This window comes from Sagittula salina (genome assembly GCF_017813235.1).
Classification (GTDB): Bacteria; Pseudomonadota; Alphaproteobacteria; order Rhodobacterales; family Rhodobacteraceae; genus Sagittula; species Sagittula salina.
On the sequence record NZ_JAGISH010000001.1, the window covers coordinates 284876 to 300629 of the forward strand.

A 15754-nucleotide genomic window follows, 5' to 3' on the forward strand; every position below is an offset into this window, starting at 1 on the left:
CCCCTTACAGCGGGATGTTGTTGTGCTTTTTCCACGGCATCGACTGCTGTTTGTTGCGCAGCATGGCGAAGGCCCGGGCGACGCGACGGCGGGTGGAGCGCGGCTGGATCACCTCGTCGATAAAGCCGCGCTCCGCCGCGATGAAGGGGTTGGCAAAGCGGTCCTCGTAGGCGTCGGCGTGCGCCTTGATCTTCTCCGGATTGCCAAGGTCAGCGCGGTGGATGATCTCGGCGGCCCCCCTGGCCCCCATCACGGCGATCTGCGCCGTCGGCCAGGCGTAGTTCACGTCCGCCTTCATGTGCTTTGACGCCATCACGTCATAAGCGCCGCCGTAGGCCTTGCGGGTGATGACGGTAACCATGGGCACGGTCGCCTCGCCATAGGCGAACAGCAGCTTTGCGCCGTGCTTGATGACGCCGTTGTATTCCTGCGCGGTGCCCGGCAGGAACCCTGGCACATCGACAAGGGTCAGGATCGGGATCTCGAAGCAATCGCAGAAACGGACAAAGCGCGCGGCCTTCCGGCTCGAGTCGATGTCCAGAACTCCGGCCAGTACCAGCGGCTGATTGGCGACGACGCCGACGGTCTGGCCTTCGAGACGAATAAAGCCGGTGATGATGTTGCCGGCGAAGTCCTTCTGGATCTCGTAAAAATCGCCCTCGTCCGACACTTTGGCGATCAGCTCCTTCATGTCGTAGGGCATGTTCGGGTTGTCGGGAATCAGCGTGTCCAGACTGGCCTCTACCCGGTCCACTTCATCAAAGAAGGGCCGAACGGGGGGCTTTTCACGGTTGTTGAGCGGCAGGAAATCAACAAGGCGGCGGACCTCGGCCAGCGCCTCAACGTCATTCTCGAATGCACCGTCGGCCACCGACGATTTCTTGGTGTGTGTCGAGGCACCGCCCAGTTCCTCGGCGGTGACGATCTCGTTGGTGACGGTCTTCACCACGTCGGGACCGGTAACGAACATGTAGGAGGTGTCCTTCACCATGAAGATGAAGTCGGTCATGGCGGGAGAATAGACCGCCCCACCGGCGCAGGGACCCATGATGACAGAGATCTGCGGGATCACGCCGGAGGCTTCGATGTTCTTCTGGAAGATGTCCGCATAGCCCGCCAGCGCGTCCACGCCTTCTTGGATGCGCGCTCCGCCGCTGTCGTTCAGGCCGATGACCGGTGCACCGTTCTGCATGGCCATGTCCATGATCTTGCAGATCTTCTGCGCGTGGGTCGCCGAAACTGAACCGCCCAGAACCGTGAAATCCTGGGAAAAGACATAGACCATGCGGCCGTTGATGGTGCCCCAGCCCGTCACCACGCCGTCGCCGTATGGGCGGTTGTGCTCCATGCCGAAGTCGGTGCAACGGTGTGCCACGAAGGTGTCGTATTCCTCGAAAGAGCCCTCATCCAGCAGCAGCTCGATGCGCTCGCGCGCGGTCAGCTTGCCCTTGGCGTGCTGCGCGTCGATGCGCCGCTGACCGCCACCCAGCCGGGCGTTCTCGCGGCGGTCGTGCAGTTCCTGAATGATGTCTTTCATCGCAAGGGCCCCTTCTGGTTTGCGCGGAACATACAGTGCGCGCGCATTGCCTCAAGTATTTCCTCGCAAATTTGCAAACGATGGAAATATGCACCCATGCTAACTGCAAAAATGAATATTCGCATGTTCAGGGCATGTATGTGATTGACCCTGGCCAAGCGGCGTCTTACCGCATGACCCCATGCGCCCAGTTTCTTCCCAGCGGTTCCTCGACCGGACCGCCCCGCCCCATATCATGACGCTAGTGTTGCTCTCCGGCATGAGCGCTCTGGTAATGAATATCTTCGTCCCAAGCCTGCAACTGATGGCGGATCATTTTCAAACCGATTACGCAACGATGCAGCTTTCGGTTTCGCTCTACCTCGCTGTGAACGCCGTGCTGCAGTTGTTCGTCGGCACCCTTTCGGACAAGATCGGGCGGCGACCGGTGATCCTCTGGGGGCTGGGGCTATTCCTGCTGGCAACGCTGGGCACGATCCTCGCCCCCACGGCGGCAGTGTTCCTCGTCTTCCGCATGGCGCAGGCGGCCATCGTCGTAGGCATGGTGCTAAGCCGCGCCGTGGTGCGTGATCTCTATCCGCCGGACCGGGCGGCCTCCATGATCGGTTACGTGACCATGGGCATGGCTCTGGTGCCGATGGTGGCGCCGATCCTCGGCGGGGTACTGGCGGAAACCCTCGGCTGGCGCGCGAATTTCTGGCTGATGCTGGGCGTGGGGATCGCCATGTTCTGGCTTGTCTGGCGGGATCTGGGAGAGACCGCGACCCGCAGCGGTCTGAGCCTGCGTCAGCAGTTTGCGCAATACCCCGAACTCCTGCGTTCGCGGCGCTTCTGGGGCTACGCACTGGCCTGCGCGCTGGCCTCCGGGGCATTCTTTGCCTACGTCGGCGGCGCGTCTTTTGTGGGCATGCAGGTCTTCGGCCTCTCGGCCTCCACGCTTGGCTTCTTCTTTGGCGCACCGGCGGTGGGCTACGCGCTGGGAAACTTCCTCTCGGGACGCTTCTCCGCGCGCATCGGCATCAACCGGATGGTGCTCTGGGGCGCGATGATCGTCACCGGGGGCATGGGGCTGTCGCTCTTGACCTTCGCCGCCGGGTTCGGGACGCAGTGGAGCTTCTTCGGCTTCATGACGCTGGTGGGCCTCGGTAACGGACTGACCATCCCCAACGCCACGGCCGGGGCGTTGTCGGTCCGTCCGCATCTCGCGGGCACAGCATCCGGGCTGGCAGGGGCGATCATGCTGGGCGGCGGCGCGATCCTGAGCCAGATCGCGGGCACCATGCTGCGCCCGGAGACCGGCGCATGGCCGCTTTTGTGGATGATGTTCGGCAGCGGCGCGGCCTCCGTGCTGGCGATCATCCTCGTGATCCGCCGTGAACGTCGCCTGCCGGGGCTGGACCTGGCATAGACACCGGCGCCATTCCGGCGGGGCTGGACCTTGGCGGAGCGCTATTGCAAAACTCACCGTGCCGGGGCGCAAAGCTGCAAAGCCCCGCAGTGGGGAGCAGGCGATGGCGACGCAGAAACTCTATGCCGGGGCAAAGCTGCGCGACATCCGCGGACGGCTGGGACTGACGCAGAAGGACTTCGCCACGAAGCTCGGCATCTCCCTACCCTACCTGAACCAGATGGAGAACAACAACCGCCCCGTCTCAACGACGGTGGTGCTCGCACTGGCGCAGGAATTCGGCTTTGACGTGACCGAGCTGGGCCAGGGCGACGCCGAACGGCTGGTGACGGACATGCGTGAGGCCCTGGCCGACCCGGTCTTTGGCGAGTCCACGCCGCAACTGGCCGACCTGCGGCTGACCGCCTCCAACGCCCCCGTGCTTGCGCGCGCCTTCCTTGCCCTGCACCGCGCCTACCGGCAGACACATGAACGGCTCGCCTCGCTCGACGAGGCGCTGGGACGCGAGGGGTCGCAGCTGCAGCCCAGCCCCTGGGAAGAGGTGCGCGACTTCTTTCATTACTGCGACAACTACATCGACGCCGTGGACCGCGCGGCGGAGCATTTCGCGGCGCAACTCAAGGGGGACGGCGACCTGCGCGCCGCCGCTGTCGCCCGGCTGGAGACGGCCGGGATCTCCGTGCGCTTCGCTCAGGCCGCACCAATGCGGACATACGATCCCGCGCGCAAAGAGATGGTGCTGTCCTCACTGCACCCCGCCGAAACGCAGGCGTTCCAGCTTATGGTGCAGATCGCGCTCCTGCGGCAAAACCAGTTGCTGGAGGCGACGCTGGACCTCGCCCGTTTCCAGACCGATGAGGCCCGTGCCATCGCGAAGCTGGGGCTGGCGAACTACTTCGCGGGCGCGGCGATGATGCCCTACAAGGCCTTCCTCGCCGCCGCGCAGGAAACGCGCCACGACCTTGAACTGTTGGCGGCGCGTTTCGGCGCCTCCATCGAGCAGGTGGCGCACCGGCTGTCCACACTGCAAAGACCCGGCGCCAAGGGGGTGCCGTTCTTCTTTGTCCGCGTTGATCAGGCAGGCACGATCACGAAACGCCACTCCGCCACGCGCTTGCAGTTCGCGCGCTTCGGCGGGGCCTGCCCGCTGTGGAACGTGCACCGCGCGTTCGAAACGCCGGGGCGCTTCCTGCGCCAGTTGGCGGAAACGCCGGACGGGGTACGCTATATCAACCTCGCGCATGACGTGTCGAAATCCGGCGGCCATTTCGGCGCGCCGGTGCGGCGTTACGCCATTGCGCTGGGGTGCGAGGTGCGCCACGCGGCGGCGCTGGTCTATGCAGACGATCTGGACGTGGCGCGGGCGTCATCGTTCGAGCCGATCGGGATTTCCTGCCGAATCTGCGAGCGGACCCATTGCCACCAACGCTCTGTCCCGCCGCTGGAAAAGAAGCTGTCGACCACGCCGAACCACCGCGACGTCCTGCCCTACAAGCTGGACTAGGTCACGCCGTGGTGCGGTTGGCGGGATATCGCTGCGCGAGATCGTGTATCAGGCGGCGGTCCTCGTCATCCAGCGGCCCGCGCGCCTGCGGACGAAAGCGCAACCGAAAGGCGTGCAGCACCTGTTCCGCCGTCGTGTTTTTCGTGTCATAGCCAAAGCGCGCGGCATCCAGCAGGAAATCCCCGCTTTGACCATGGCGCGGCCAGACCGCGAGCCCCTGACGCGCCAGCCGCAACCAGTCGAAGCGCCGCCCCGGATCGACCTTTCGCGCAATCGCAGTGTCAGAATGCCCCAGCACGCCCTCCGGCGGAATCGTCCAGCGGTCCATGATCCCGCGCAAAAGCACCTCAAGCGCCACCATCTGTCGCTCTGAGAAGGGGTGCGTGGCCGCATTGGCCAGCTCGATGCCGATGCTGGCGGAGTTCACGTCCCGGCACGCGCCCCAGGCACCCGCGCCAGCATGCCACGCGCGATCTTCCTCGCGTACCATCTGCCATAGCCGCCCGTCCTCTGCGATCAGGTAATGCGCGGAGACGTCACAGGCCGGGTCGCAGAGCCGCTCTAACGCCGCCTCCGCGGACTGCATGGCTGTGTAATGCAGCAGAATCAGACGAGGCGCGGTGATGCCGCGCCTCTCCGAGAAATTGGGCGATGGATGCCAGAGGCTCCCGGTCAGGTCGTCTTCAGCCATGCGGGCGGGATCAGCCCTTTGCCGCGCGGAACGGTGCCGGGTTCCAGCCGCAGGCGAAACCGTCGCCGTCCGGGTCCATGCCCTTGCGGTCCCTTTCCGGCCCGCCCAGCGCGAGGAATTCTTCTTGCGCGAGGTCGGCAGAGGCGAAGGAGCCACAGGCGCGGGCGTATTTGGTTTCCGCCCGGAAGGACGACCGGTTGTACAGCGGCGTGCCCACCGGGTTCGTGGAGCGCAGCGCATATTCCACGATATTCGGGCGGTTGGTGCCCGGGCGGGACGGCAGGTCGGTGGGCTGGATCACCTGATACTGCGCGCGGTTCTGAGCGATCAGGGCCTGATCCTCCGCTATGTCACGCTGCGCGGACACGGCGTTGAAGTCGTTCTCGCCCGAAATCCCGGCGGAATTCTCGACAATGGCGGGCGGTACGTTCGACGGCGAAGCCTCTACCGGGGCGTCACCGGAGTTCAGCGCCGCCGCAGCCTGGCGTGCGATATCATCGCGATTGTCGGCGGCCTCGATGGCAGAGACGCCCGCGTCGGCGCGCCCGTCAAGCTGGGCCTCACGCGCCGTGCGGTACTGGTCGTAGTCGCCGAAACCGACGCCCTGCCCAGAATCTACCACGCCTGCCGCGCTGTCCGGTACGCGGGGCGAACACGCCACCAGCGAAATCATCGCTACACCACAGAGAATAAACCGCATTCCAGACCCCGCCTCGTGTCCCGTCCACCGGGCATTGCACCCCGCATTTTAGGGGCGCTTTACCACCATTTCGCAGGCTTGGAAACAAACCCGGCCGCCTGTTCCAGCGCGTAGGCGGTATTCAGCAGATCGCCTTCCTCCCACGGGCGGCCGATCAGCTGCAGACCCAACGGCAACCCCTGACTGTCGACCCCCGTCGGCACGGCGATGCCAGGCAGCCCGGCAAGGTTCACCGTGACGGTGAACACGTCGTTAAGGTACATCTTCACCGGGTCGGCGTCCTGCATTTCGCCCAGACCGAAGGCGGCGGAGGGCGTTGCGGGCGTCAGGATCGCGTCGATTCCGGCGTCGAAGGCGTTTTCGAAATCTCGCTTGATCAACGTCCGCACCTTGCGAGCGCGGTTGTAATAGGCATCGTAGAAGCCCGCCGACAGCACGTAGGTGCCGACCATGACGCGGCGCTTGACCTCTTCGCCGAACCCTTCGGCGCGGGTCTTTTCGTACATCTCGGTGATGCCGTCGCCGTGGCTCAGCTTGGCCCGGTGGCCGTAGCGCACGCCGTCATAGCGCGCGAGGTTCGACGAAGCCTCGGCGGGCGCGATCACGTAGTAGGCGGGCAGCGCGTATTTCGTGTGCGGCAGCGAGATGTCTACGATCTCGGCACCGGCGTCGCGCAGCATGGCGCGGCCCTCGGCCCAAAGCGCGTCGATCTCCGCCGGCATTCCATCCATGTGGTACTCCTTCGGAATACCGATCTTCTTGCCGCGGATGTCGCCGGTCAGCATGACCTCGAAATCCGGCACCGCGAGGTCGGCAGAGGTCGAATCCTTCGGGTCGTGGCCGCACATCGCCTGCAGCATGATCGCCGCGTCGCGCACGTCCTTTGTCATCGGACCCGCCTGGTCGAGCGAGGAAGCAAAGGCCACGATCCCCCAGCGCGAGCAGCGCCCGTAGGTCGGCTTGATCCCGGTGATGCCTGTGAAGGCCGCCGGCTGCCGGATGGACCCGCCGGTGTCGGTGCCCGTGGCGCCAAGGCAGAGGTCCGCCGCCACGGCCGACGCGGAGCCGCCCGAAGACCCGCCCGGGGTCAGAGCCGTGTCATCATTGCCGCGCCGCCACGGGTTCACCGCATCGCCGTAGGTAGAGGTCTCGTTGCTGCTCCCCATGGCGAATTCGTCCATGTTGAGCTTGCCCAACATGACCGCCCCCGCGTCGAAAAGCTGGCTGGTAACGGTGCTTTCGTATTCCGGCCTAAAGCCTTCGAGGATGCGGGAGGCGGCCTGGGAGGCGACGCCCTTCGTGCAGAACAGGTCCTTGATCCCCAGCGGGATGCCGCAGAGCGCGGGCGCATCGCCGGACTTGATCCGCGCATCGGCGGCGGCGGCCTGTTCGCGCGCGATCTCAGGCGTCTTGTGCACGAATGCATTCAGCGCGCCGGCGCCCTCGATCGCCGTCAGGCAGGCTTCGGTCAGTTCGAGGCTCGTCACCTCGCCCTTGCGCAGCGCGTCACGGGCCTCGGCGATTTTCAGTTTTGTCAGTTCGCTCATCACTCGACCACCTTCGGAACCGCAAAGAAGCCCTCCCGCGCGTCCGGCGCGTTCGACAGGATACGATCCTGCATGCCGCCGTCCGTCACGGCGTCCTCGCGCCGCTTCAGCCGCATCGGCGTAACGGAGACCATCGGCTCCACCCCGTCGACGTCGACCTCGTTCAGCTGCTCGATGAACCCGAGGATGTCGTTGAAGGCATGTGCCAGCTCTGGCAGCTGGTCCTGCTCCACCTTGATCCGCGCGAGTTTCGCAACGCGGGCGGCAGTCTCGATGTCGATCGACATGGGGGCCTCATTCGCAAATGTGTCAGGCGCCGCTTTACCGCCCCCTCGTCCCGGTCGCAAGACCGCGTGCCTGCGGCGGAGCATGGTTCCCCATCGGCGCGCCGGAGGAACCGACCGAGGCCACGGGCCGGATGGGCCGTGGCCATGTGGGGTCCCTGCGGGTTTCCGGAAGCCTCGCGCGATGGCGGGAGGGGCTTCCTGTCAAGCGTAACGCTGGATGCGGCCAGAACCGCTCCCATCCCCATGGTCAGGGCTAATCTATGCGAGGCGGCGCGACCTGTCCGACAGCGATGTTCGCGATGGTCCCACGGCATCTATCGAGGCTATTCAGACCGAACAACGTTCCGTCGCTCCGAAGGAGCCACGATGCCCCGCCTTGACTATCCAGCCTTGCGGCATGTGCAGAGTGCCACCTGTGGCAACCCGCCCGGGCCCTGGCTCCGGGCAGATCTTAAACGCCTGGTGTCCCCCTGCGCCAAAATGGCTCCGCGTCGTTCCGAATCCGGGGTGGCTGCGAAGCTCGGAGCCTGTTTATTGCTTGCCGAGCGTGGCGATGTCACCGCGTGCCGTGGCCGACATGTTCTGCAATTCTTCCGCCAGTGATTTGAACTCCGCCGCGATGAAGGCGATGCCACGCCCCTCGTCGCCCAGCTTGTTCGCCTCGATCGCGGCGTTGATCGCCACCAGTCGGACGTGGGTGGCGATCTGTTCCATCCGCTCCAGTGCCTTGCGTGTCGTGCGCATGGCCGCCATCGCATTGCTGATGCGGGTTTCGCGATCCTGTTCCATCCGGCTCCAGATCCGACCGCAGAGCTTGGTGATCTCGCCGATGAAGGGACCACGGCGCAGGGCGTGATGCGCCCTCAGGGCGACGCCAAGGTCGTCGCTGCCTCTTTCGGCAGCCTTGGCCACGCGGCGCGACAGTTCCGCCATTTCGCACAGCAGGCCGACTGCCTCCGGCTCTTCCCGGGCGTAGGCTTCCAGCGAGGCGCAGAGCGCATCCGGGTACTCATCCCACGGGTCTTTCTGTTTCGTGAGGATTGTCTGCGCCCGCTCCAGCCAGCCGACTGTTTCCTGCAGGACCGTCAGGTTGGCGGCACGGTCCTTGTCAGTCTCCAGCCCGTCCGGGTCGGGGCGATGAAGCAGCTCGGCGAACAGGGCGACGCGGACGGCCCGGAAACGCGATTCGCCGATCATGTCGGTCAGGGCGCGCCGGGCGTTGTCGTCGTTCGCGCCCTCCGCCTCCGGGGTTTCCATGGGCTGCGCCACCGCATTTTTCTGAGTCTGCACCGCCTGCTGTGTCTGCATCGCCCGCCTCTGTCGCTGAACCCGCCTCGGTCTACCTTCAATGTCTTTATCAAGTGTTGAATGCAGCCCACTGGTCTTCAGGACCTGCGGTGCTAGGCTTCCCGTCATCGTTCGTGCAGGCGCAAGCGGCCTGCCGGCACAGGAGGACAAACCACATGAACATCACCTGGCTGGGACACGGCAGTTTCCGCATCGAGATCGGCGGCGAGGTGCTGCTGATCGATCCGTGGATCAACGGCAACCCGATGATGGAGGGCAAGGATACGGCGGCCGCCATAGACGGCGCGACGCAGATCCTCGTCAGCCACGGGCATTTCGACCACACCGCCGACATCGTCGAGGTCTCCGAGCGTACCGGCGCGCCGGTTTCGGCGATCTACGAACTCGGCCACGCGCTTTTTGCCGCCGGGGCAAAGGAGGGCCACGCCTTCAACAAGGGCGGCACCGTGAACTTTGGCGCGGTCAGCGTCAGCCTCGTGCCCGCCTCGCATTCCTCGTCGATGAAGGTGGATGATCGCCTGACCTACATGGGCATGGAATGCGGCTTCATCATCAAGGGCGAGGGCCGCGTGCTGTATTATTCCGGCGATACCACAGCGATGGCTGACATGGGCTGGTTCGCGGAATACTACCGGCCCGAGATCGGCATCCTCTCCGCCGGGGGGTATTTCACCATGGACATGGAACTGGCGGCCTGGGCGGCCAAGAAATACTTTGACTTCAAAACCGTGATCCCCTGCCACTACCGCACCTTCCCCGCGCTGGAGCAATCGGCGGAGAAACTTGCCGCCGGACTGCCCGGCGTGCAGGTGATCGAACCGCAGGTGCTGGAACCCATCGCGCTGTAGGACTTCGGGTCGGGGCCAATCTCCGACCTGCCAACACTTGGGCGACGCCCTGCCCACAGCTTTCTCCGGGTTACCCCGGTGTCACGGAATCAGGACGCCCGCGCGGTCGTAGGTCGCGGCCTCTGTGCTCAGGTCGTCGTAGATGACCTCGATCGTCACCGTTTCCACGGACTTCAGCGGATAGGTCAGGTAAGGCATCCCGTCGCCGTCGAGGATGGCGTTGGGCTGGGCGGTCTCCGCATGACAGGCGGGCAAGGGCCAGTGCCGAAGGGCCGCGCCGTTCACCGCGCCACGGATCGCCACCAAGCCGCAGCGCCAAGACCACAGGTGCGTGAGATAGACGAGGTCCTGCCCTTCCCGCACGCGCACCGCGACCCAGTTCGCGCGTGTGGCGGTCAGGATCGGCTTCACCTCCAGTGCGGTCAGGAAGCGCCCGGTCGGGACCTGAGCCTCCGCAACGTAAGGCGCCAGTGCGGCGCCCGACGGCCGGACGACCGCAGCTTCGCCCGGAGAACCGAAATGCCCCTGCGCACCGGTCGCCAGCGAGATCGCCAGCAGAAAAATGTCGAACATCTTTTCCGATCCCTTGCCTTCAGCCCGATCCTTGCGCCCGATAATCGCTTCCTGCGCCGCGCCGCCCTGCCTATAGTGCCGGGAAAATTCCGAAAACTTACCCTACGAGCAGCACCATGGCAGGCCGCACGCACGGCGCGCACCACGTCAACATCCTCATCATAGGCCAGAATGGGCGGCTCGCCTACGAGGCTCTGCTTTTTGCCGCCTCGCGTGCCGCGCGGTCGCCGGATGACGGATTCCGGCTTTACGTGGCTGAACCGCAGGGGCCGCTCTGGACGGGCGATCCGACGATCAGCGACCCCGACCTGCGCGCCGCGCTCGCGGACCTCGGCGCAACTCTCCTGCCATTCGAAAACCGCTACTTTGGCCACAGCTACCCGCAAGGCAACAAGATCGAGGCCCTGATGGCCTTGCCGGAGGGGGCGCCTTTCGTCTTTTTCGACACCGACACGCTGGTGCTGGATGACCTCGCTTCCGTCCCCTTCGATTTCGACCGGCCCACCGCATCGCTCCGGCGCGAAGGCACATGGCCCAAACCCGAACTCTACGGGCCAGGATACGGCGCAATCTGGAAGGCGCTGTACGACCGTTTCGGGCTGGACTTCCATACCTCCCTCGACCTGTCACACCCGGACGAGTACTGGCAGCGCTACCTGTACTTCAACGCCGGTTTCTTCTTCTACAAATGCCCGCGCGTTTTCGGGCAGTGCTTCCTAGACTACGCGCTCGAAATCCGCGACGCCGCTCCTGCGGAACTGATTTGTCAGTCGCTCGATCCCTGGCTGGACCAGATCGCTCTGCCGCTGGTGATCCACGCCCTCGGCGGCGGGCGGGATACCCTTCCTGGCGGGCTGCTCGACGGGACGGTGACCTGTCACTACCGCACGCTGCCGCTGCTCTACGCCCGCGAGAACGACCGCGTGGTGGAAGTGCTGGAGGCGGTCACGGCCCCCAACCCGCTGAAGAAGATCTTCAAGAAATACGACCCCTTCAAGCGCATGATCTACCAACACCGCGGCGCCAGAGTGCGCGCGCTGTTCGATCGCAACGACCTGCCCCTGCGCGAACAAGCGATCCGCAACACGATCAGGCGCGAAGGGTTCTGGATGCGGTAAGGGTGGCCGGGGGCGCTGCCCCCCATCTTCCTGCGGAAGACTCCCCCGAGGTATTTTTGAACCAAAGGAGCGAGCGAACCGCTTTGAATCTTCGGTTGCGAAATACCGCGGGGGGAGGCCGCAGGCCCGGGGGCAGGGCCCCCCTTCTTCGGAAACAGGGTGATATCAACTCTTTGTTCATGACGCGAGCGGCAGAGGCGTGCTAGGATTTGGCGAGCGACAGAAGAGAAACCATGTCCAACGCCGTCACCCTCCTCGTCGGCACCACCAAGGGGCTGTTTGTGCTGCGGCGCGAGGCAGCGCGCTCGGACGTGAGCGGTCCGCATTGCCTTGGCTGGCCGATCAATCATGTCCTCTGCGCGGGCGGGACGCTGCTGGCCTGCGGCGGTCACGCGTTCTTTGGCGCGGGCGTGTGGCGGTCCACCGACGGTGGAGGAACCTGGGACCTGATCAAACTCGCCGACGGCAATATCGACGAATGGGCGCGCAACGATCCCGCTTTCGCGGCGACCATGGGGATCACGCCCGCCAAGCCCACGCCCTTCACCGGTCGGATGGACGCTGTCTGGTCGCTGGGACGCGCGGGCGACACGCTTTATGCCGGAGCGAAGCCCGCGATGCTGTTGGCCTCCACCGATGACGGGCGCAGCTGGGCCGTGGTGGAGAGCCTGACCGGCCATCCGTCAGCCGACAGCTGGCAACCGGGGGCGGCGGGACTGACGCTGCATACCATCGTTTCAGCCCCCTCCGAGCCAGGGAAGCTATGGCTCGGCATTTCCGCCGCCGGGGTGTTTGCCTCCGAGGATGGCGGGCAAAGCTGGGAACGGCGCAACCGTCTGTCGAACGCCGGGGCCTGCGGACATTATCACCATCCCGCGGGGCCGAAGGACGGCGAGACCGGGCATTGCGTGCACAATATGGTACGGGCGCCGGGGTCGGAGGATGTGCTTTATCAGCAGAACCACTGTGGAGTCTTCCGCTCGCGCGATGGCGGCCGGTCGTGGAAGGATATCACGGCGGGGCTGCCATCGACCTTCGGCTTTCCCATCGCGGTGCATCCGCAGGACCCCGACATAGTTTGGACGCTTCCGTTGAACGGCGATTCACTGGGACGCTTCCCGCCCGACGCCCGCGCCGCCGTCTGGCGGTCCCGCGACGGCGGCGACACGTGGGAGGCCTGCCGCGCCGGACTGCCGCAGGAGAACTGCTTTTTCACCGTGCTGCGGCAGGGCATGGCGGTGGATGACACAGCGGGGGTTTATTTCGGCACCAATACCGGCTCCGTCTTTGGAAGTTTCGACGCCGGCGACAGTTGGCAGGAACTGGCGGCGCATCTGCCGACGGTGCTTTGCGTGGAAGCGGTAATTTAAAGCGGAACCCCTACCGCCCGGACGGGTTGGGCTGCATGGAAATGATCATCGACATGCTGTTCCAGGGCTGGCAGGGAATGCTGCGCACGCTGCTGGTGGGAACGCTGGCCTACCTTGCTCTGGTCAGCATGTTGCGGATCTCGGGCAAGCGGACGCTGGCAAAGCTCAACGCCTTCGATCTGGTGGTCACGGTGGCCATCGGCTCTGTTCTCGCCACCATCCTGCTGTCGGAGAAGGTGGCGCTGGCCGAGGGGCTGACCGCCTTCATCACGCTGATCGGGCTGCAATTCCTGCTGGCGCGCGCTTCGCTTGCGTCCGACCGTGTGGCGCGCTTTGTCCGTTCGGAACCAAGGCTGCTGATGCATCGGGGACGCATCCTGCACGACGCGCTACGCGACGAACGCGTGATGGAGGCGGAACTGATGGGAGTGATCCGCAGCGCTTCCCCCTCCGACCCGTCGCGCGTCGATTCCGTGGTCCTTGAGACCGACGGTCGGTTCAGCCTGATCGAGCGCGGCGCGGATGGCGCGCCCCCGCACTTTGCCATGGCGGGGCTGGACCTGCCCCCGGATCGTCCCTCCGATTGACCGCTGTCCCACCTTGTGGCGCGGAATCCAGTGGCATACCGTCGCCCTCACAACCTTGAGGGAGGCAAGCGATGACCCAGAACGACCCCACCTACGGCTTTGATACGCTCCAGATCCACGCGGGCGCCAGGCCCGACCCGGCCACCGGCGCGCGGCAGGTGCCGATCTACCAGACAACGGCCTATGTCTTTCGCGATGCGGAGCACGCGGCTGCGCTCTTCAACCTTCAGGAAGTGGGCTACATCTATTCGCGCCTGACCAACCCGACGGTGGCGGCACTGCAGGAACGCATGGCCACACTCGAAGGCGGCGCCGGCACGGTCTGCTGTTCCTCGGGCCACGCAGCGCAGATCATGGCACTGTTTCCACTGATGGGGCCGGGTCTGAACATCGTCGCCTCCTCCCGCCTGTATGGCGGGACGATCACGCAGTTCAGCCAGACCATCAAACGCTTTGGCTGGTCCGCGACCTTCGTCGACTTTGACGACACCGACGCGGTCCAGGCTGCGATCGACGACAACACCCGCGCGATCTTCTGCGAATCCATCGCCAATCCGGGTGGCTACATCACCGACCTCGACGCCATCGCGGGCATCGCCGACGCGGCGGGCATTCCGCTGATCGTCGACAACACCTCCGCCACACCCTACCTGTGCCGCCCGATCGAACACGGCGCCACGCTGGTGGTCCACTCGATGACCAAATACCTCACCGGAAACGGCACGGTGACGGGGGGCTGCGTCGTGGATTCCGGCAAGTTCGACTGGTCGGCGTCCGACAAGTTCCCCTCTCTCTCTGCCCCGGAACCGGCCTACCACGGGCTCAAGTTCCACGAGACGTTCGGGCCGCTGGCCTTCACCTTCCACGGTATCGCCATCGGTTTGCGCGACCTCGGCATGACCCTGAACCCGCAGGCGGCACACTACACGCTGATGGGTATCGAAACGCTGTCCCTGCGTATGGAAAAACATGTCGCCAACGCCACCGAGATCGCCAGCTGGCTCGAAGCGCACCCGGCGGTGGAGGGCGTGACCTATGCGGGCCTCGCATCCTCCCCCTACCACGGGCGCGTTGCCAGCATCTGCCCGAAGGGTGCGGGAGGCCTGTTCACCGTGGCGCTGAAGGGCGGCTACGAGTCCTGCATCAAGTTCGTGGATTCGCTCGAGATATTCTCGCATGTGGCGAACCTCGGCGATACGCGCAGCCTTGTTATCCATTCCGCCTCCACCACGCACCGCCAGCTTTCGGCCGAGCAGCAGGCGGCCGCCGGAGCGGCGCCGAACGTGGTGCGCATCTCCATTGGCATCGAGGATCCGAAGGATCTGATCGCCGATCTCGATCAGGCGCTGAAGAAAGCCTCCACCTGATCCACGCGGCAGGCCGGCAGACGAAACATGGCGAAACACAAGGCGGGCCGGGGTCGCCCCGGCCCGCATGATCCGCGGCGAAGGCGGGTCCACTCCCCGCCAGGCCCTTACTGCGCCCTTACTGCAGAATCTCGAAGACCATGGTGACCTCTGCCCGTGTGGTGACTTCGCCCACGGCGACGGGCACGGCGCGGGCATCGGACGCGGCCTCCATCGCCGGCTCGAGGGTCTTCATCATCGGCCCCTCGACCATCGGCGTCGCCGTGTCGGTGATGGAGACGACACGCCCGACGCGCACGCCCGCTGCCTCCGCGAAAAGGGTCGCCTTCTCCACAGCGTCGCGAACCGCCGAACGCCGGGCCTCTGCCCGCAGCGGCGCATCATCCTGCATCTCGAAGTTGAGGCCGTCCAGGCGATTCGCCCCCTCGGTCAGGACCTGTCCGAGGATTTCCCCCAGCAGATCCATGTCGCGCACACGCACCTCCACCGTGTTGCGCGAGAGGTAGCCGATGAAGATTTCCGTGTTGTTGTCACGGTCCCAGCGCGTCTCCTCGTTGACCGAAAGCCCGCGCGTCTGGATGTCCTTGTCCGCCACGCCAAGCGCCTTGAGCTTGGCAATGATGCCCTCCAACGCGGCACTGGTCGCATCCATCGCCTCCACCGGCGTCTGGCCGCGCCCCTCCGCCCCGAGAGAGACCCGCGCCATGTCGGGCACGCCCACCACATGCGCCTCGCCGGCGACGGTCATGCGCGCGGGTTCCTCCGCCAGCGCCGGAAAGGCCATCGCGCCCGCCAGCGCGGCACCCAGAATCATCGACAGAACACGCATGACCAAACTCCCGAATTTGTTTGATATTTGGTTGACAACCTTCCCCATCGCCTCGCGTCCGGCAATCCCCCGCGCGCGGT

General features: G+C 65.2%; 15 protein-coding genes. 7 read left to right on the forward strand and 8 right to left on the reverse strand.

The features are described from left to right. Window positions 1-4: 4 nt before the first annotated feature. The gene (locus J5474_RS01325) at window positions 5-1537 is read right to left on the reverse strand and encodes an acyl-CoA carboxylase subunit beta (RefSeq protein WP_209358561.1); all 1533 of its coding nucleotides are present in this window, start codon (window positions 1535-1537) and stop codon (window positions 5-7) included. Window positions 1538-1718: 181 nt separating this feature from the next. Here J5474_RS01325 and J5474_RS01330 point away from each other — a divergent pair, with 181 nt between their 5' ends. Then, a complete protein-coding gene (locus J5474_RS01330) occupies window positions 1719-2945 on the forward strand; it encodes a multidrug effflux MFS transporter (protein ID WP_209358564.1) in 1227 nt (408 codons plus the stop codon). A gap of 103 nt (window positions 2946-3048) precedes the next feature. Next, the gene (locus J5474_RS01335; protein ID WP_209358566.1) at window positions 3049-4449 is read left to right on the forward strand and encodes a helix-turn-helix domain-containing protein; all 1401 of its coding nucleotides are present in this window, start codon (window positions 3049-3051) and stop codon (window positions 4447-4449) included. 1 nt (window position 4450) lies between these two features. Here J5474_RS01335 and J5474_RS01340 read toward each other — a convergent pair whose 3' ends face one another. From J5474_RS01340 to J5474_RS01360, 5 genes are all read right to left on the reverse strand, one after another. Further along, window positions 4451-5140 (reverse strand): N-acetylmuramoyl-L-alanine amidase, encoded by a 690-nt coding sequence (locus J5474_RS01340; protein ID WP_209358568.1) that lies wholly within the window; start codon window positions 5138-5140, stop codon window positions 4451-4453. Between the two features lie 10 nt (window positions 5141-5150). Continuing rightward, window positions 5151-5840, reverse strand: coding sequence for a hypothetical protein (locus tag J5474_RS01345; RefSeq protein ID WP_209358570.1), 690 nt, complete (start codon window positions 5838-5840; stop codon window positions 5151-5153). A 59-nt stretch (window positions 5841-5899) separates the two neighbouring features. Further along, window positions 5900-7387 carry an Asp-tRNA(Asn)/Glu-tRNA(Gln) amidotransferase subunit GatA gene (gene gatA / locus J5474_RS01350; RefSeq protein WP_209358573.1) on the reverse strand — a complete coding sequence of 496 codons (1488 nt, stop codon included), beginning with the start codon at window positions 7385-7387 and terminating at the stop codon, window positions 5900-5902. Continuing rightward, window positions 7387-7674 carry an Asp-tRNA(Asn)/Glu-tRNA(Gln) amidotransferase subunit GatC gene (gene gatC, locus J5474_RS01355; RefSeq protein WP_209358575.1) on the reverse strand — a complete coding sequence of 96 codons (288 nt, stop codon included), beginning with the start codon at window positions 7672-7674 and terminating at the stop codon, window positions 7387-7389. Before gatC ends, gatA begins: the two co-directional genes overlap by 1 nt. 531 nt (window positions 7675-8205) lie before the next feature. After that, entirely contained in the window at window positions 8206-8982 is a 777-nt protein-coding gene (locus J5474_RS01360) for a methyl-accepting chemotaxis domain-containing protein (RefSeq protein WP_209358577.1), read from the reverse strand. Window positions 8983-9137: 155 nt separating this feature from the next. Here J5474_RS01360 and J5474_RS01365 point away from each other — a divergent pair, with 155 nt between their 5' ends. Continuing rightward, window positions 9138-9830: a metal-dependent hydrolase gene (locus J5474_RS01365; RefSeq protein ID WP_209358579.1), complete on the forward strand. Its 693-nt coding sequence runs from the start codon at window positions 9138-9140 to the stop codon at window positions 9828-9830. An 81-nt stretch (window positions 9831-9911) separates the two neighbouring features. On the opposite strand, the gene J5474_RS01370 is transcribed toward J5474_RS01365, so the two are convergent. Then, window positions 9912-10403 carry a hypothetical protein gene (locus J5474_RS01370; protein ID WP_209358581.1) on the reverse strand — a complete coding sequence of 164 codons (492 nt, stop codon included), beginning with the start codon at window positions 10401-10403 and terminating at the stop codon, window positions 9912-9914. A 116-nt stretch (window positions 10404-10519) separates the two neighbouring features. On the opposite strand from J5474_RS01370, the gene J5474_RS01375 reads away from it, so the two are divergent. The 4 genes from J5474_RS01375 to J5474_RS01390 all read left to right on the forward strand — a co-directional run bounded on the left by J5474_RS01375 (window position 10520) and on the right by J5474_RS01390 (window position 14845). Then, complete coding sequence (locus tag J5474_RS01375; protein WP_209358584.1) at window positions 10520-11521, forward strand: hypothetical protein; 1002 nt, start codon at window positions 10520-10522, stop codon at window positions 11519-11521. Between the two features lie 233 nt (window positions 11522-11754). Continuing rightward, window positions 11755-12891 (forward strand): sialidase family protein, encoded by a 1137-nt coding sequence (locus J5474_RS01380; RefSeq protein WP_209358586.1) that lies wholly within the window; start codon window positions 11755-11757, stop codon window positions 12889-12891. A 41-nt stretch (window positions 12892-12932) separates the two neighbouring features. After that, complete coding sequence (locus tag J5474_RS01385; RefSeq protein ID WP_209359477.1) at window positions 12933-13478, forward strand: DUF421 domain-containing protein; 546 nt, start codon at window positions 12933-12935, stop codon at window positions 13476-13478. A gap of 71 nt (window positions 13479-13549) precedes the next feature. Continuing rightward, the gene (locus J5474_RS01390) at window positions 13550-14845 is read left to right on the forward strand and encodes an O-acetylhomoserine aminocarboxypropyltransferase/cysteine synthase family protein (RefSeq protein ID WP_209358589.1); all 1296 of its coding nucleotides are present in this window, start codon (window positions 13550-13552) and stop codon (window positions 14843-14845) included. A 118-nt stretch (window positions 14846-14963) separates the two neighbouring features. On the opposite strand, the gene J5474_RS01395 is transcribed toward J5474_RS01390, so the two are convergent. Next, window positions 14964-15674, reverse strand: a complete 711-nt coding sequence (locus J5474_RS01395; protein ID WP_209358591.1) for an SIMPL domain-containing protein — start codon at window positions 15672-15674, stop codon at window positions 14964-14966. Between the last annotated feature and the right edge of the window lie 80 nt (window positions 15675-15754).

Coding starts and splice junctions, on each gene's coding strand:
- J5474_RS01365 (WP_209358579.1), top strand. CDS start 9,138: ATGAACATCACCTGGCTGGGACACGGCAGTTTCCGCATCGAGATCGGC.
- gatC (WP_209358575.1), bottom strand. CDS start 7,674: ATGTCGATCGACATCGAGACTGCCGCCCGCGTTGCGAAACTCGCGCGG.
- J5474_RS01345 (WP_209358570.1), bottom strand. CDS start 5,840: ATGCGGTTTATTCTCTGTGGTGTAGCGATGATTTCGCTGGTGGCGTGT.
- J5474_RS01340 (WP_209358568.1), bottom strand. CDS start 5,140: ATGGCTGAAGACGACCTGACCGGGAGCCTCTGGCATCCATCGCCCAAT.
- J5474_RS01370 (WP_209358581.1), bottom strand. CDS start 10,403: ATGTTCGACATTTTTCTGCTGGCGATCTCGCTGGCGACCGGTGCGCAG.
- J5474_RS01390 (WP_209358589.1), top strand. CDS start 13,550: ATGACCCAGAACGACCCCACCTACGGCTTTGATACGCTCCAGATCCAC.
- J5474_RS01360 (WP_209358577.1), bottom strand. CDS start 8,982: ATGCAGACACAGCAGGCGGTGCAGACTCAGAAAAATGCGGTGGCGCAG.
- J5474_RS01330 (WP_209358564.1), top strand. CDS start 1,719: ATGCGCCCAGTTTCTTCCCAGCGGTTCCTCGACCGGACCGCCCCGCCC.
- J5474_RS01385 (WP_209359477.1), top strand. CDS start 12,933: ATGATCATCGACATGCTGTTCCAGGGCTGGCAGGGAATGCTGCGCACG.
- J5474_RS01395 (WP_209358591.1), bottom strand. CDS start 15,674: ATGCGTGTTCTGTCGATGATTCTGGGTGCCGCGCTGGCGGGCGCGATG.
- J5474_RS01380 (WP_209358586.1), top strand. CDS start 11,755: ATGTCCAACGCCGTCACCCTCCTCGTCGGCACCACCAAGGGGCTGTTT.
- J5474_RS01375 (WP_209358584.1), top strand. CDS start 10,520: ATGGCAGGCCGCACGCACGGCGCGCACCACGTCAACATCCTCATCATA.
- J5474_RS01325 (WP_209358561.1), bottom strand. CDS start 1,537: ATGAAAGACATCATTCAGGAACTGCACGACCGCCGCGAGAACGCCCGG.
- gatA (WP_209358573.1), bottom strand. CDS start 7,387: ATGAGCGAACTGACAAAACTGAAAATCGCCGAGGCCCGTGACGCGCTG.
- J5474_RS01335 (WP_209358566.1), top strand. CDS start 3,049: ATGGCGACGCAGAAACTCTATGCCGGGGCAAAGCTGCGCGACATCCGC.